This is a genomic window from Marinobacterium sp. MBR-111 (genome assembly GCF_040547585.1).
In the GTDB taxonomy this organism is placed as follows: Bacteria; Pseudomonadota; Gammaproteobacteria; order Pseudomonadales; family Balneatricaceae; genus Marinobacterium; species Marinobacterium iners.
Genome location: NZ_JBEPQA010000009.1, coordinates 114,437 through 128,365, shown reverse-complemented (window position 1 = coordinate 128,365; position 13,929 = coordinate 114,437). Strand labels below are relative to the sequence as shown.

The 13,929-nt window shown below is 55.5% G+C and carries 9 protein-coding genes and 1 tRNA gene; 7 read left to right on the top strand and 3 right to left on the bottom strand.

Features of this window, described 5'->3' with window-relative positions; all coding sequences use genetic code 11:
• Positions 1–851 precede the first annotated feature (851 nt).
• Positions 852–938 (bottom strand) — tRNA-Leu (locus tag ABIE61_RS08805).
• Positions 939–1,085: 147 nt separating this feature from the next.
• Here ABIE61_RS08805 and queA point away from each other — a divergent pair.
• The 6 genes from queA to rnr all read left to right on the top strand — a co-directional run bounded on the left by queA (position 1,086) and on the right by rnr (position 9,062).
• A complete protein-coding gene (gene queA / locus ABIE61_RS08800) occupies positions 1,086–2,138 on the top strand; it encodes a tRNA preQ1(34) S-adenosylmethionine ribosyltransferase-isomerase QueA (RefSeq protein ID WP_091827772.1) in 1,053 nt (350 codons plus the stop codon).
• Between the two features lie 14 nt (positions 2,139–2,152).
• Positions 2,153–3,271: a tRNA guanosine(34) transglycosylase Tgt gene (gene tgt, locus ABIE61_RS08795; RefSeq protein ID WP_354408619.1), complete on the top strand. Its 1,119-nt coding sequence runs from the start codon at positions 2,153–2,155 to the stop codon at positions 3,269–3,271.
• Positions 3,272–3,309: 38 nt separating this feature from the next.
• Positions 3,310–3,636, top strand: a complete 327-nt coding sequence (gene yajC, locus ABIE61_RS08790; protein ID WP_091827774.1) for a preprotein translocase subunit YajC — start codon at positions 3,310–3,312, stop codon at positions 3,634–3,636.
• A gap of 66 nt (positions 3,637–3,702) precedes the next feature.
• Complete coding sequence (secD, locus tag ABIE61_RS08785) at positions 3,703–5,559, top strand: protein translocase subunit SecD (protein WP_354408617.1); 1,857 nt, start codon at positions 3,703–3,705, stop codon at positions 5,557–5,559.
• 9 nt (positions 5,560–5,568) lie between these two features.
• Complete coding sequence (secF, locus tag ABIE61_RS08780; protein ID WP_354408616.1) at positions 5,569–6,495, top strand: protein translocase subunit SecF; 927 nt, start codon at positions 5,569–5,571, stop codon at positions 6,493–6,495.
• Positions 6,496–6,605: 110 nt separating this feature from the next.
• The gene (rnr, locus tag ABIE61_RS08775; protein WP_354408614.1) at positions 6,606–9,062 is read left to right on the top strand and encodes a ribonuclease R; all 2,457 of its coding nucleotides are present in this window, start codon (positions 6,606–6,608) and stop codon (positions 9,060–9,062) included.
• Between the two features lie 8 nt (positions 9,063–9,070).
• On the opposite strand, the gene ABIE61_RS08770 is transcribed toward rnr, so the two are convergent.
• A complete protein-coding gene (locus ABIE61_RS08770) occupies positions 9,071–10,411 on the bottom strand; it encodes a phosphatase PAP2 family protein (protein ID WP_354408612.1) in 1,341 nt (446 codons plus the stop codon).
• 115 nt (positions 10,412–10,526) lie between these two features.
• On the opposite strand from ABIE61_RS08770, the gene serB reads away from it, so the two are divergent.
• Positions 10,527–11,744, top strand: a complete 1,218-nt coding sequence (serB, locus tag ABIE61_RS08765) for a phosphoserine phosphatase SerB (protein ID WP_354408610.1) — start codon at positions 10,527–10,529, stop codon at positions 11,742–11,744.
• Between the two features lie 20 nt (positions 11,745–11,764).
• On the opposite strand, the gene ABIE61_RS08760 is transcribed toward serB, so the two are convergent.
• Positions 11,765–13,885 carry an EAL domain-containing protein gene (locus ABIE61_RS08760; RefSeq protein ID WP_354408609.1) on the bottom strand — a complete coding sequence of 707 codons (2,121 nt, stop codon included), beginning with the start codon at positions 13,883–13,885 and terminating at the stop codon, positions 11,765–11,767.
• Between the last annotated feature and the right edge of the window lie 44 nt (positions 13,886–13,929).

The window sequence follows — 13,929 nt, the reverse complement described above, 5'->3', positions numbered from 1 at the left end:
CTGTCGGCAAATGTAAGTTGCTGATCCATCGGTGCGTCCTCAATCGTGTGCAGCAGGCATTATCCCATGCGGCTGACTTATTCGCAGCTTCCCTAGCGCTGGTGAGTGTAGTACCAGTAGAGAACAGATCATCAACCAGCAGGATGCTTTGGCCTCTAGCCGCTGAAGGTAACGATGTTGTTAGTTGCACGGGGGAAATGTAGCACCTGTCGCGAGTACGAATGTCCTTGAGAGAGAGAGGGGAATCTAGGCCTTCTGCTTTCTCTGCAGAGGCGAGCTGACTGTCAATTGCAGACCTAGAGCGAAAAGGAATATTTCTCTTATGAGCTAGTTCTCGTCTTGCATCCCCGATAGTGGCTTTCTTTAAAGCGTCTTGCAGCAGAGTATAACAGCTTGATATCCGAGAGTGTTGTGTAAAGCCCTTCTTTCCCTTTTAGGGCATAGATCATAGGGCAGTTGTCACCTTTCGCCCTACTTTTCGACTTTTTGTGAGCTAACCTCTTGAAAAGAGAGCAAACCTCTAAGCCGCAGCGCGTCCGAGCAATCGTTGGATTACCCGTAGTTTGAGTAGCACAGAAGGTGTTGTGGCTGTGGTCGACCACTACACGTCCATCATCCTTAACTTTAAATCCCAAAAGACTAACCCTAATTTCACTCCAGCGTGTGTGGCCAACCTGTAACTAAGTATTCTGCAATGAGATGTGGAAACTGGCAATGTGTGCAGTCGGCTTGAGATGCTCGGTAAAAGCAAAGTGGACACTTTGTGGACACTCGGTCGAGTGTGGTCATGTCTGGTGTTTATCAGGGAAGTGCTTCAGCGTTGTAACTTGCTGAAACGAAAAGCTTTTAAGTGGTACCAGCGGCCGGACTCGAACCGGCACACCCGTTAAGGCGGGGGATTTTGAATCCCCTGTGTCTACCAATTTCACCACGCTGGCACTGTATCGACGGGGTTTCGAAGTGTGAAGCCCCTGCAGTGAAGGCGCATATTATATTTGTCTTTGCTGGTTCGTCAATCAGGACTGAAAAAAACCTGTTACTCAGGTAGAATTCAATCTTTCCAACAGGTTTCCAGTTTGAGTCCCATGCAGGTAAAAGACTTCTATTTCGAGCTGCCGGAAGAGCTGATTGCGCGTTATCCACTGGAACAGCGCAGTGCCAGCCGCTTGCTCTGCCTTGACGGCAATACCGGTGAACGGACCCACCGACAGTTTACCGACCTTCTTACATTGCTGCAGCCCGGCGATCTGCTGGTGTTTAACGATACCCGCGTGATTCCGGCGCGGCTGTTCGGGCAGAAAGAGAGTGGCGGCCAGATCGAGATGTTGGTGGAAAGGGTCACCTCCGAAAACACCGCGCTGGCGCACATTCGGGCCAGTCGTGCGCCCAGGCCGGGTGCGCGGCTGCTGTTTGAAGGCGGGCTTGAGGCCGAAGTAACGGGGCGTCAGGAAAACCTGTTCCAGCTCAGATTTACTAATCTGGACGACCATCTGGTGTCCGCGCTGGAGCGGCACGGTCACATGCCGCTGCCGCCCTATATGAAACGTGAGGATCAGCTGTCTGACCGCGAGCGTTATCAAACCGTTTACAATCGTAAGCCCGGTGCCGTTGCGGCTCCGACGGCAGGGCTGCATTTTGATCAAGCGTTGTTGCAGCAGCTGAAGGACAAAGGCATCGAGCAAACCTTTGTCACCCTGCATGTAGGCGCGGGCACCTTTCAGCCGGTCAAGGTCGACACCATTGCCGAGCACCACATGCACGCCGAATATATCGAAGTCTCCGATGAGGCCTGTGCGGCAGTGAAAGCCGCTCAGGCCCGGGGCAATAAGGTTGTCGCGGTAGGAACGACCAGTGTGCGCTGTCTTGAGACGGCGAGCCGGTCCGGCGAAATCGCCCCTTTCTATGGCGATACCGATATCTTTATCTACCCGGGCTATCGCTTTCGTACGGTGGATCGGCTGATTACCAATTTCCACCTGCCTGAATCGACGTTGATGATGCTGGTCAGTGCCTTTGCAGGTCATCAGTCGATCATGCAGGCCTATGCCGATGCCGTGGCCGAGCGTTACCGTTTTTTCAGTTATGGCGATGCCATGTTTTTGACCCGCCGTGATGCGGCGGATGAGGACGCTTTGTGAGCAGAGAATGTTTTATGCAGTTCGAGACCCTTGCCAGTGAAGGCAAGGCGCGTCGTGGACGTCTGACCTTTCCCCGTGGTGTGGTTGAAACGCCCGCTTTTATGCCGGTGGGCACATACGGCACCGTCAAGGGCATGCTGCCGCGGGATATTGAGGCTACCGGCGCCCAGATCATTCTGGGCAACACCTTCCATCTGATGCTGCGTCCGGGTACCGAAATCGTACAGCAGCACGGTGATCTGCATGACTTTATGCAGTGGAAGGGGCCGATTTTGACCGATTCCGGCGGCTTTCAGGTGTTCAGTCTTGGCAAGCTGCGCAAGATCACCGAAGAGGGTGTGACCTTCCAGTCGCCGGTGAACGGCAGCAAGGTGTTCATGACGCCGGAAAGCTCGATGCAGGTTCAGCGTGAACTGGGCTCCGATATCGTGATGATCTTCGATGAATGCACGCCCTATCCGGCAACGGAAAAGGAAGCGGCCGACTCCATGCGCATGTCGCTGCGCTGGGCCGAGCGCTCCAAAAAGGCTCACGGTGAAAGCCCTTCGGCATTGTTCGGGATTATCCAGGGTGGCATGTACGAGAGTCTGCGCGATGAGTCCCTTGCCGGGCTGACCGAAATCGGCTTCGATGGCTATGCCATCGGTGGCCTCTCGGTGGGTGAGCCGAAGGAAGATATGGTGCGCATTCTTGACCATCTGGCGTGGAAAATGCCCGAGGACAAGCCCCGTTACCTAATGGGTGTGGGCAAACCGGAAGATCTGGTCGAAGGGGTGCGTCGTGGTGTCGATATGTTCGACTGCGTCATGCCGACCCGCAATGCGCGCAACGGCTTTCTGTTCACTCGCAACGGCATCGTCAAGATTCGCAATTCGGCCAATAAAACCAATACGGCACCTGTGGATGAAACCTGCAGCTGTTATACCTGTCAGAACTTCAGTCGCGCCTATTTGCACCATCTGGACAAGTGCAAGGAGATCCTGGGGGCGCAGCTCAATACCATCCACAACCTGCACTACTATCAGGAGCTGATGGCTGGTTTGCGCAACGCCATTGAACAGGGTAAATTGAGCGACTTCGTAGACGAATTCTATCGCCAGCGGGGGCAGGAAACGCCGCCGCTGACGGCTTGAAACGCATCACTGACACTGTAATCGGGAGTACAACCTGAATGAGCTTTTTCATCTCTCCGGCCTACGCTGAAGGCGCTGGCGCCATGGATCCGGGTATGTTTAACATCCTGTTCCTGGTCGGCTTTGGTCTGATTTTCTACTTCTTCATGTGGCGCCCCCAGGCCAAACGTGCCAAGGATCACAAAAACCTGATCGCCGGTCTGGCAAAAGGTGATGAAGTGATCACGGCAGGTGGCATCATCGGTAAGGTGTTGCGCCTGAGCGATGATTACGTGGTACTGGAAGTATCCGAAGGCACTGAGCTGAAGTTCCAGAAGGCCCACGTTGCGGCCGAATTGCCCAAGGGCACGATCAAGAATATCTGATCGCTCGTCTGTGTTCCGGCGCCACTGTTCAGGTGGCGCTTTCGTTTTTGGTGAGGATGGAGCACGATGCTCAACCGCTACCCCCTGTGGAAAAATTTCCTGATCCTGCTGGTGCTGGTGATTGCCGGCCTGTACGCAGCTCCCAATCTGTATCCTGATGACTATGCAATTCAGGTGTCAGCCGGCCGTAATGCGGCTCCCGTTGATCAGGGTACGCTGGCGTCCATTGAACAGCGCCTGGAAGAGGTCGGTCTGACGGCCAAGGCAACGGAATTGCAGGAGGGCGGTGTCGGCCTGATCCGTCTTGGAAGTTCTGATGCCCAGCTTGAAGCGCGCGAACTGATTGCCCAGACACTGGGCAGCGACTATACCGTGGCGATGAATCTGGCACCGACGACACCTGAATGGCTGCGGGCCATTGGTGCCGGTCCCATGACGCTGGGCCTTGATCTGCGTGGTGGTGTGCACTTCTTGATGGAAGTGGATATGGCTCAAGCAGTTGCGCAGCGACTGGATGTATATGTCAGCGAGATCAAGACCAAACTGCGTGAAGAAAAACTGCGTTATCGTATGGTTGACCATCTTGAAGACGGCCGTTTGTCGGTCCGTTTCGATGATGTTGCCGTGCGTGACGAGGCGCAGGGACTGTTGCGTCGCACCTGGCCCGAGTTCATGGTGGATGCCGCAGCCGATGGCGAGGACTATTTTCTCTACATCAATCTGACTGAAGAGACTATCCGCCAGATCGAAGACTACGCCATCAAGCAGAACCTCACGACCCTGCGTAACCGTGTCAACGAGCTGGGCGTTGCTGAGCCACTGGTGCAGCGGCAGGGGCGCAATCGCATCGTGGTCCAGCTGCCGGGTGTGCAGGATGCGGCGGCTGCCAAGCGCGTGATCGGCAAAACGGCGAACCTGGAGTTCCGACTTGAAGCATTGCCGGACACCAGTCGTGCCCTCACCGAGACATATGACTTCCGCAGCCAGCCAGGCCGTACTGCGGCGCTGGAAAAGGACATTATCATCACCGGTTCCAGTGTCTCCAATGCACAGGCTGCCTTTGACGAGAACGGCATGCCACAGGTGTCGATCACACTGGATGGCCCCGGTGGTCAGATGATGAACCGCGTGACGCGCAACGCGATTCAGCGCCGCATGGCAGTCCTGTTTGTCGAGCACAAGCAGCGTACACTGGTACAGACCGTCGAGGGTGAGCGCGTTGAGCGTCGTATCCCCTATACGGAGAAAAGCATCATCTCGCTGGCGACCATTCAGAGTACGCTGGGCAACCAGTTCCGCATCACCGGACTGGACAGCGCCCAGGAATCCTCTGAACTTGCACTGCTGTTGCGCGCCGGTGCGCTGGCTGCGCCAGTGTACTTCGTAGAGGAACGTACGGTCGGTCCGAGCCTTGGTGCCACCAACATCGAGCAGGGTACGCTGTCTGTGCAGATCGGCTTCGCGCTGGTGCTGGTATTCATGCTGGTCTACTACAAGGTGTTTGGTCTGCTGGCGAATATCGCGCTGACCTTGAACCTGGTCCTGCTGATGGCGGTTATGTCGCTGTTGTCAGCGACACTGACCCTGCCGGGTATTGCCGGTATAGTGTTAACCGTGGGTATGGCGGTAGATGCCAACGTGTTGATATTTGAGCGCATAAAAGAAGAGTTGAAGAATGGGCTACCGGTTCAGTCCGCCATTAGTGCCGGCTTCAGTCGTGCCTTTACAACCATTCTTGATGCCAACGTGACGACGCTGATCGCAGCCGTGATCCTGTTCGCCATGGGTACTGGGCCGGTTAAGGGCTTCGCCGTTACGCTGTCGGTCGGTATTCTGACCTCCATGTTCACTGCTTTGCTGGTGACCCGTGCACTGGTGAACCTGGTGTATGGCGGCCGCACGCTGAAGAAACTGATGATCTGAGGAACCCCCATGACGACGGCAAAGAAGATTTACAATTTCATGGGGATACGCAAGCTGGCGCTGGCGTTCTCCGCAGTTTTGCTGCTGGTGTCGATTGCATCACTGGCGGTCAATGGCCTCAAATTTGGCCTCGACTTTACTGGTGGCAGCCTGGTTGAAGTCGGTTATGAGCAGGCGGTCAGTCTGGAAGATGTGCGCCAGAAGCTGAGTGCAGAAGGCTTCCCGGATGCGGTTGTACAAACTTTCGGCTCCTCGCGCGATATCCTGATCCGGCTGCAGGTTGATCACGACCCGCAGCTCGGTGACAAGGTGCTGGAAGCCCTGCGTGCCGAGTCCGATCAAACAGTGGAGCTGCGCCGCAATGAATTTGTCGGCTCTCAGGTAGGCGAAGAGCTGCGTGAGCAGGGTGGTCTGGGCATGCTGCTGGCACTGTTCATGATCATGGTCTATCTTGCTTTTCGGTTTCAGCTCAAATTTTCGCTGGGAGCAGTAGTGGCACTGGTGCATGACGTTGTTATTGTGCTGGGTGTTTTCTCGCTGCTGCAGATCGAGTTTGACTTGACGGTGCTGGCTGCCGTGCTGGCCGTGATCGGTTACTCGCTGAACGATACCATCGTAGTGTACGACCGGATTCGTGAGAACTTCCGCATCATGCGTAAGGAAGACAACATTGAGGTCATGAATGCTTCACTGAGTCAGACACTCAGTCGTACCTTGATGACTTCATTGACGACGTTGTTGGTGCTGGTTGCGCTGTTCTATTTTGGTGGCGAAATGATTCACAGTTTCGCATTGGCTTTGTTGGTTGGTGTGCTGGTGGGTACTTACTCCTCCATTTATGTGGCCGCCAATGCACTGATTTTAATGCAGGTGAGTCGCGAAGACCTGATGCCGCCCGAGAAGAAAGAGGGCGAAGAGGTCGAAGAACTTCCCTGAGATCTGTAAAGCCGGCAACGCCGGCTTTATTTTTTACATATTGACGGTCTATTCTGAAGGAAAGGCCGCTGTATCGGTCAGAAGATCGTACAGAAACAACTGGATACTGAATGAGCAAGAATTGGAAAGACAAAGACCCCAACCTTCAGCTGGAAGCTGAAAAGTATGAACAGCCGGTACCGAGCCGTGACTTCATGCTTGAATTCCTCGAGAAGTGGGGCGCCCCGATCAGTCATCCCGTGCTGTGTCGGGAGCTGGGTATTGATGATGAAGACAGTGTTGAAGGTGTTCGCCGGCGCCTAATCGCCATGTGTCGAGATGGTCAGCTGATCTCCAACCGCAAGGGCGAGTACGGGTTGATTCAGAAGATGGATCTGATTCCCGGCCGCGTGATAGGGCATCGTGATGGATTTGGCTTCCTGAAGCCGGACGCCGGTGGCGATGACCTGTTCCTCAGCCCGCGCAATATGCGTGAAGTATTTGATGGTGACCGGGCACTGGTCCAGTCCATCGGAGTGGATCACAAGGGCCGACGCGAAGGCAAGATTGTCGAAGTGCTGGAGCGTGGCACTACCAAGGTGGTGGGCAAGTTTGATGGCCACAGTGGCTTTGGATCGCTGATCCCCGAAAATCAACGCATCACCAATCAGGTGATGATTATCCCTGACCCGACTACCGGTCTGGAGTATGAAGACGGTCAGCTGGTAGTGGCCGAGATCATCCAGTATCCCAACCGGAAGCAGCCTGCACGCGCTCGTGTTGTGGAAGTGTTGGGTGATCGCATGGCGCCGGGAATGGAGATTCAGGTTGCCATTCACAACCATGAAATCCCGGATGAGTTTCCAGCGGATGTGCACCAGCAGATCGGTGAGCTGACACCGGAAGTGCGCGAAGAGGACAAACAGAACCGCATCGATCTGCGCGAGTTGCCTTTTGTCACCATTGACGGTGAAGACGCCAAAGACTTTGACGATGCCGTCTACTGTGAGAAAAAAACCTTTGGTGGTTGGCGTCTGTGGGTGGCGATTGCGGATGTGTCCTACTACGTACGCCCTGATTCGGCGCTGGACCGTGAAGCGGTCAAGCGCGGCAACTCGGTCTACTTCCCCGAGTTTGTGGTTCCGATGCTGCCGGAACTGCTTTCTAACGGGCTCTGCTCGCTGAACCCCAATGTGGATCGTCTGGCCATGGTGTGCGAGATGACCATCAGCCGGGCCGGTAAACTGTCGGGTTATAAGTTCTACGAAGCGGTGATCAACTCCAAGGCGCGCCTGACCTACACCAAGGTAGGGGCAATGTTGGATGCCGAGCATGAAGACAGTGCGAACCTGCGCAAGCAGTACAGCGCCGTAGTGCCTGATGTAGAGCAGCTGCATCAGCTCTACAAGGCGTTGCGCAAGGCGCGGGATGACCGCGGAGCCATTGATTTTGACACCGTTGAAACGCGTATCGTATTTGATCAGGTACGCAAAATCGATGAGATTATTCCCGTGGTGCGTAACGATGCGCACAAGATCATCGAAGAGTGCATGCTGGTCGCTAACGTGGCAACCGCACGTTTTCTGGGTAAGTACGGCAAACCGGCTCTGTACCGAATCCATGAAGGGCCCAAGGCACAGAAGCTGCAGAATCTGCGAGCCTTCCTGGGTGAGCTGGGGCTTAACCTCCCTGGTGGTGACAGCCCCGAGCCAAAGGATTACCTGAAGCTGGCCGAGTCAATCAAGGGGCGGCCGGATCGTCACATTATCCAGACCATGATGCTCAGGTCGATGCAGCAGGCTGTATACAGCCCTGAAAATCTGGGCCACTTTGGCCTGGCCTATCCGACCTATGCGCACTTCACATCGCCCATACGACGCTATCCTGATCTGTTGGTTCACCGCGCCATTCGCAGTGCGATTCACGGTGATGGGAAAGCGAAGGCGGTCGAGCGGCCGAAGAAGTTTACCGCCAATGCCGCATTTGGCTATCCGTATTCGCTTGAGCAGATGCTGGCGCTGGGTGAACACTGCTCCATGACCGAACGGCGTGCTGATGAGGCCACCCGTGATGTGGTGGCCTGGCTCAAGTGTGAATACATGCAAAGCCAGATTGGCGAAGTGTTTACCGGTGTGGTGGCAGCTGTCACCGGCTTTGGTGTGTTTGTAGAGCTGGAAGACCTGTATATCGAGGGACTTATCCACATTACCTCACTGCCCAGTGACTACTACCACTTTGAAGTAGCGAAGCAGCGCTTGGTCGGGGATCGTACCCGTCGCGTCTTCAAGCTGGGTGACGAGCTTGAGGTCAAAGTTGTGCGTGTGGATCTGGATGAACGCAAGATCGACTTTGAGCTGGCAGCAGAGCCTGCCGCTGCACAACCCAAGCGAACCAGTCAGCGTGAAAAGCTGGCCAAGGGGCAGATCGCGGATGGTCGCGGCAAGCCGGATCATAGCAAGGGGCGTCGTCGCTCAAAAAAGCCTGAAGGCCGTACTGGCGGGGATAAGCCCGCCGGTGCTGCCACCAAGCGCAAGGCCGCTCAGAAGCGCAAGCACCCTCCCAAGGCGCGGCAAAAGCGCAAGGGTTGATGCTTGATTCAGCTGCCGGGGTAACGCCCGGCAGCCAGGTCGAATGTCAGCACCACATAAAGTCCTGTGATGACACACAGTATCCCCGCCCAGCTCAGTGGTATTCTGACTGGCGCTGGCCAGTGATATAGCCATATCCGATACATGGCTGTGATCACCAATGCTTCGGCCACTCCCGCTATCACGTCCATGGGCCAGTGCACTCCCAGCATTGGACGGGACAGCGCAACCGCCAGAATCAAGGGTATGGTGCAGAGATAACCCAAATGGCGAGTCTGGTGATCCCTGTTATGCAGCAGCCATACGGCCGTCAGAGTAAAGAACGCGGCGGCAGCTGAGGCATGCCCGCTTGGGTAGCTGAAATTGGCAAGACTGCTTCCTTCAGGTCTCGGCAGGCCAAAGAGTTGCTTCAGTACATGGTTAAGCAGAATGACGCCGATAACCCCCGCAAATACTCCACAGCCGCGCCAGCCATCCCCACGCATCAGCCCAAACAGCGCACACAGTAGTGAAAGCCCGGCAACAAGTGGAATATCACCTATCAACGTCATCACCAGTGCCGTTTGTGGCAAGGCGTCTCCTATTGAGCGAAGGGGTATGAGCAAAGCCGAATTGATCTGGTCGCCTGCAGAGCCAAGGTTAATAAGGGTGATGCCGATAAGAGCGGTCAACGCACACAGCAGCAGTAGTGTTGGTCCGGGCGGCCAGGGGGCGGGGAGTATTCGGCTCCAGTAAGTGTGAAGCTTGCCATGTGATTTCAGTCGGTGATGAAACTGTTGAAACAGCAGCAGGGTAAACAGCAGTACAGCTGCTGACCAGAAAAGCGGGGTCAGTTGAGGTGAGGCGGTGGTGAGCCCTCGGCCGGTGAAGTATCCGGGCAGCAGATACAATGGCGCCCAACCCAAAGCCGAGATCAGGTTGAAGAAGGTGAAAGCCAGGCCAGGCATGCCGCAGCTGCCGGCCACAAACGGAATGACAGGACGAATCGGACCAACAAACCGACCGGTGACGATACTGAGCCCGCCCCAGCGCCGGAAAAATGCTTCGCCCCGTTGCAGCCATTCGGGGTGTCTTTGCAGCCAGTCAAGGCGGCGGATGGGTGTGGCGGAATGGCGCCCCAGTAGAAAGCTTATTCCATCACCACACACCGCGCCCGTGAACGCTGCCAGAAGACAGACCCACGGTGGCACTCCTGCTGAGCCGGCCATGACGGCCAATGCAAACAGCAGGGCAACACCGGGCAGCAGCAGGCCGACAAAAGCCAGAGATTCCAGCATCGCAATCAGGGCGATCAGCACCACAATGCTTGTCGGTGTCAGTGGTAATGCCTGTAGCAGTGACTCAAGCAAAATGACTCCTCGTGCTAAAAGGGCAGGACAGCACTGCGTCGAGTGCGGTCGCTCTGATATAATCGCAGCCAGATGCTGGTGATACCAGCAATGCCTCACTTAACGGAAGGGTGCGATGAACGAAATCATCCTGCTGACAATTTCCGGTGACGACCGTCCGGGCGTGACCTCGGCTATCACCGGGATCCTCGCCCGCTATCATATCAATATCCTTGATATCGGCCAGGCGGTCATTCACAACACGCTCTCGCTGGGTATCCTGATTCAGGTGCCGAAAGAGTCCGAGTCGTCTCCTCTATTGCGGGATGTTCTGTTCAAGGCACATGAGATGAACATGCTGGTGCGTTTTGAGCCAGTGGATGACGCGGCCTATGAACACTGGGTCGAAGGTCAGGGCAAGTCGCGCCATATCATCACTCTGTTGGCACGACGCATCAGTGCCGAGCACATTGCACGTGTGACCGCCATTGCCGCCGACCATGGCCTGAATATCGATAATATCAGCCGTCTGTCCGGGCGTATCTCACTGCAGGATGAAGGTGCGCGTCAGACTCGCGCCTGCGTCGAGTTCTCAGTGCGTGGGCTACCGGCTGATGCCGCTGCGCTGCGTGAAGAGTTCCTCAAGACGGCCAGCGATATGGATGTGGATATCGCCTTTCAGAAGGATGATATTTTCCGTCGTAACCGGCGTCTGGTGGTATTCGACATGGATTCGACTCTGATCGAGGCCGAGGTAATCGATGAGCTGGCGAAAGAGGCAGGTGTCGGTGAGCAGGTGATTGAGATTACCGAAGCCGCCATGCGAGGTGAAATCGACTTCAACGAGAGCTTCCGCCGCCGCGTGGCGCTGCTCAAAGGGCTGGATGCCTCGGTTCTTGAACGCATTGCCGAGCGCCTGCCTTTGACTGAAGGCGCAACTGAGCTGGTGGGGCATCTGAAGGCGTTGGGCTTCAAGACCGCCATCCTGTCAGGTGGGTTTACCTATTTTGGTCACTTCCTGCAGCAGAAGCTCGGTTTTGACTATGTGTATGCCAACGAGCTGGATATTCGCGATGGCAAGGTAACCGGTGAGGTGGTCGGTACCATCGTCAACGGCGAGCGCAAGGCTCAGCTGTTGCGTGAAATTGCTGAAAAGGAAGGTGTGCGACTGGAACAGACCATCGCCGTAGGGGATGGCGCCAATGACTTGCCGATGCTGTCCATCGCTGGTTTGGGGATCGCCTTCAGGGCCAAACCGCTGGTGCGTCAGAGTGCCAAGCAGGCAATATCGACACTTGGGCTGGACGGCATTCTGTACCTGATCGGTTTTCGGGACCGCGACAGCCTGCTCTGAGCAGGCTGTCGTTGACGCTCCTATCCCTCAAAGAAATCGTAATCCATCTGCTCCCGCGGGGGTTGCAGATAGTGCCCCTGAACCAGATGAACACCGGCGCTGAACAGGTCGCTGATCACACGGGTTTCTTCAACCAAAGGGGCGATGATCAGCTTGTTCTGCTGTTTCAGTGGGGCCAGCATTTCCTCCAGTGATTCCATGGTCAGGTTGCGATTCTGCAGGTCCTGAATGTAGGAACCATCCAGCTTGATAAACTCAGAATCCAGCTCCTTGCGTACATGTTCCGAGTTGGGTGAGCTGCCGAAATGTTTCAGGCATACCTGGCAGTGCAGTTGCTGAATGGCACGGGCAAAATGTCGTGCCGCAATCAAATCAACCGCAGCATCACTTTCGCTGATTTCGAATACCAGGTATTCGGCGGGTACGTGGCTTCTGCGCAGCTCTTCTCCCAGCCACTGCACCAGCTCTGCGCTACGCAGCGAGGGACCGGATAGGTTGATCAGCAGGTGTGTGCGCTTCTCAATGTTTTGCTTGCTGCTCAGCTCCGACAGTGCCCGCTTGATGACCCAGCGGTCCAGCTCAACCAGTACCTCAGGCTCTATCGCCTGGGCGATGAAGGCATTGGGAGAGATTTCCTTGTCACTGTCACTCATCAAGCGCAGCAGTACCTCGTAATACTGGGTCGGCGTTTCCAATCGCAGCGGTACGACCGGCTGGTACAGAAGTCGGAATCGGTCCATTTTGAGCGCGTTGAGCAGGCGTTTGCTCATTTTGGCATCGCTGCTGGAGAGCAGCGTCTTCTCTTCCTGATACAGACTGACACCATTGCCGGGCCGGTTGCCGTGATGCAGACTCTCGGCCATCATGCGAGCGCGGGAAACCAGCTTTACTGGCGTCGGAGCGCTGTCGTTGATGACGACTATGCCTACTGACAAGGTGGTGTGGATGGCCGTGTTCTGTACTTGGCAGATATGGCTGCTGACGGCGTGGCAAAGCTGCTCTCCAATGTCGACAGCCTTGTTGGGGTCGGCGGTGTGCAGAATGATGGCAAAGCTGTTGTCATCCAAATGGGACAGCAGGTGGGCACGGCTCACTTTCTGTTTCAAAATGCTGGCGATATCACGCAAAATGAGATCAACCCCGTCAATGCCAACTTCGGTTCGAATCACCTCCAGATGATCCAGTGTCAGCAGCATCAGGTTGCGGTCCTGCCCTCCGCGGCGGGCGTTATTGCAGGCAACTTCCAGTGCACGCATGAATGCCTGATGGTTGTTCAGGCCGCTGATCGGATTTATGTCGCGGAAAATTTCTTCCGATGCGTCGAAATCGGTGATGATCTCGACCTCAAGGCAGGGACGTCCATCGTATTCGGATGGCGCGAAGCTGAAACGGGCCTCGAAGCGGGTATCGTCTGGTCTCTGGGCGGTGAGGTTGCGCTGCAATGCAGAGCTGCTGTGATCGCACTCTCGCAGTATCTGATCCAGATCATCTCTGAAGCGCTCTTCAAGCAGCTGACGCAGTGAGTGTTCGAGCAGGTGCTCAGCATTATCATAACCGAACAGGTGGGCAAAACTTTTGTTGGCATGCAGGATCAGGCCGTTATGCAGCATGCATATTGCCAAGGGTGAACTTTCTACCAGTGTCTGATTGCGCTGCTGTAGCTGTGCCAGTCGGTTCTGTGTGTTACGCAGTTCACGACGTGTTTGCAGCTGGGCGTACACCCGGTCCAGTTCGAGCAGCAGTAATTCGTGGTTGCGTTCGGGAAGCACCGCTTGTACACCGATGCCAAGCCAGTGGGTTGGGTCATGGTATTCATGACCTGGCGACAGCAGTATCACCGGTATGTCACGGTTAAGACGATTCAACAGATCCAAGGCCTTGGCGGGGGTCAGTTCTGTGCTGTAGTGATCCTTGCTGGCAAAGATCAGCAAGTCCCAAGAGCGCTGACTGAGTACATTCAGCAGCTCGTCAGAGCCTTGTACAGATTGGCCGCGAGGCGAAAAATGAGCTGTTCTGAGGGTGGCCAGCAGCTGGTCCATCTGGATGCCATCACAGGCGGCAAACAGCAGGTTTATGTTGCGAGCATCGTGTTGAGCCTGACTGGCCAGTGCATGTAATAGCTCGTCCGTGGAACCACTCATATTGTGTACCTGAGGAAACGGGGGATCTTTAGTGTCCCATATTA